2 protein-coding genes are annotated in these 2292 nt (G+C 75.4%); one reads left to right on the forward strand and one right to left on the reverse strand.

The annotated features are described in order from the left end of the window. Positions 1-235: 235 nt before the first annotated feature. A complete protein-coding gene (locus tag AB6N24_RS23005) occupies positions 236-748 on the reverse strand; it encodes a hypothetical protein (RefSeq protein WP_412871681.1) in 513 nt (170 codons plus the stop codon). A gap of 53 nt (positions 749-801) precedes the next feature. Here AB6N24_RS23005 and AB6N24_RS23010 point away from each other — a divergent pair, with 53 nt between their 5' ends. Continuing rightward, positions 802-2232: an ATP-binding protein gene (locus tag AB6N24_RS23010; RefSeq protein ID WP_412871682.1), complete on the forward strand. Its 1431-nt coding sequence runs from the start codon at positions 802-804 to the stop codon at positions 2230-2232. Positions 2233-2292: the final 60 nt, after the last annotated feature.

Raw genomic sequence — 2292 nt, forward strand, 5'->3', positions numbered from 1 at the left:
CGCGGTCCGGGTGAGTTCCCCCCGCGAGCCGGCCGCCGACCGCCGGCGCTGCCGCCGGTCGGGTCATCCTGCCGGGGTGACGCGGCCGGCTGCCCGGTCCGCGACGCTGACAGCGCCGCCGTCCGCCCTGGGACGTCGAGACGGGCACGGACGTGGACCTCCGGGGCCGGACGCGGCGCTCTTCGCCACGACCACGAGCGCTGAGGGGGCCCGCATGACCCGACTCCCGCGTGGGTCAGTGGACCAGGACCTTGAGCGCCAGGACCGCCACGCCGAACGCCCCCGTCGTGAGCCCGTTGAGCAGGATCCGCACGCGGCTCGCGCCCTCCTGGCGCCCGACGATGATCCCGTACGTGAACAGCGCCCCGATCCCCAGGGCCATCGCCACGTCGACCGCCCGGGTGGGCTTGAGCACGCCCAGAAGTCCCAGCACGAGCGCCAGCAGGATCGGCCAGCTCGACTGGAGCATCGGCCACTCCGCGCGGGCGACGCGCAGCACCTCCTCGCGCTCCAGCGGCCGGCCGGCGACGACGCGTGCCGCGAGCTCGATCGAGTACACGTGCGCGAGCCAGAACACCACGGACGTGCCGATCACGAGCACCGTCGTGCGGCCCAGCGACTGGGGGTGGGCGCCCGCGGCCGCGACCACGGTGGTCGCCAGGATCGTCCCGTAGATCGCCCCGGCGAGATGGTGCGCACGGTGCTCGAGAGGCGACTCGCGTTCGAGGGGCGACTCGGCCGGGTTCACCAGCGCAACGTACCGCGCCGCTCGCCGGCGCCGACAGGCACGGAAGGACGGACATGACCGCGATCCAGGAGGCCCCGGCAGCGGAGGCGGTGTCGCTCGACGGGCGGACCTTCACGTACGTGGCCGAGCACACCGTCCCGTTCCGCCCGGGCGACGTCGTGGTGCTGCGCGCCGCCGGCGCCGCGCTGCTCGGTCAGGTCACGAGCACGGCCGCCTCGGGCAGCGAGCGCTCGGCGACCGCCCACGGCGAGGGCGTGGTCCTGGCCGCCCTCGGCGACGACGGTCGTCCCGTCCGCGGGGACGTGCCGCCGTTCCCCGTCGCGACCGTCGCGGCCGCACCGGTCGAGGTGCTCGAGGACCTCCAGCGCTCGGTCGGCGCGACGCTCCCGGTCGGCGTCTGGCGGGGCGGCGCGGCCGAAGCGGTCGCCCGCCTGCGCGCCGGGGGGTTCAACCGGCACACGTTCCTGTGCGGGCAGAGCGGCTCGGGCAAGACGTACGCGCTCGGGGTCCTGCTGGAGCAGCTCCTGGTCGCGACGGACCTGCGCATGGTCGTCCTCGACCCGAACGCCGACTTCGTGCGGCTCGGCGAGACCCGGCCGGACGCGTCGCAGGAGGCGACCGCGCGGCTGGGCGACGGCACCGTGCGCGTGCTGCGTGCCGAGGGCACGGGCAGCGAGCCGCTGCGCATGCGCTTCGCGACGATGCCGGCACGGGCGCAGGCCGCGGTGCTGCGGCTCGACCCGGTCGCGGACCGCGGTGAGTACAACCGGTTCCTGCACATGGTCGCGACGGTGGGGACGGTGGGGAACGGCACCGTCGGGGAGCTCGCGGCCGCGCTGCGCGAGGGCGACGCCGACGGGCGCGCGCTCGGCCAGCGCATCGAGAACCTCGGCATGCAGGACTGGCAGGTGTGGGCACGCGACCAGCCCTCCGCGGCCGAGGTGATCGCCGGCCACCCCCGCGCGACCGTGCTCGACCTCAGCGGCTTTAGCGACCCGCTCGAGCCGCTCGCCGTGAGCCTCGACGTGCTGGAGCACCTCTGGACGCACCGCACGGAGCGGGTCCCGACGCTCGTGGTGATCGACGAGGCGCACAACCTGTGCGCCGCCGAGCCCACGAGCGCGGTCCAGGAGCTCGTGACCGCCCGGATCATCCAGATCGCTGCGGAGGGGCGCAAGTACGGCCTGTGGCTCCTGCTCTCGACCCAGCGTCCGTCGAAGATCCACCCCCAGGTGCTCTCGCAGTGCGACAACCTGGCCCTGATGCGGATGAACTCGCGCGCGGACCTCGCCGAGCTCGCGACGGTGTTCGGGTTCGTGCCGCCGGCGATGCTGGCCGCGTCCCCGCACTACCACCAGGGCGAGATGCTCCTGGCGGGCGCGTTCGTGCCGGCGCCGACGCTCGTGCGGGTCGGTCCGCGCCAGACGTTCGAGGGCGGGAGCGACGTCCCGGTGCCCGTGCGCGGGCCCGCCCACCACGGGTGAAGGGGCAGCCGTCCGTGCAGCCCGCGCGCGGGCGCGGCCCGGCGCGACGCCGACCGGTCC

Source organism: Cellulomonas jepli (genome assembly GCF_047229345.1).
In the GTDB taxonomy this organism is placed as follows: Bacteria; Actinomycetota; Actinomycetes; order Actinomycetales; family Cellulomonadaceae; genus Cellulomonas_A.

Bases quoted from the DNA above. Each gene is read 5' to 3' on its own strand.
- AB6N24_RS23010 (WP_412871682.1), top strand. From the start codon at position 802: ATGACCGCGATCCAGGAGGCCCCGGCAGCGGAGGCGGTGTCGCTCGAC.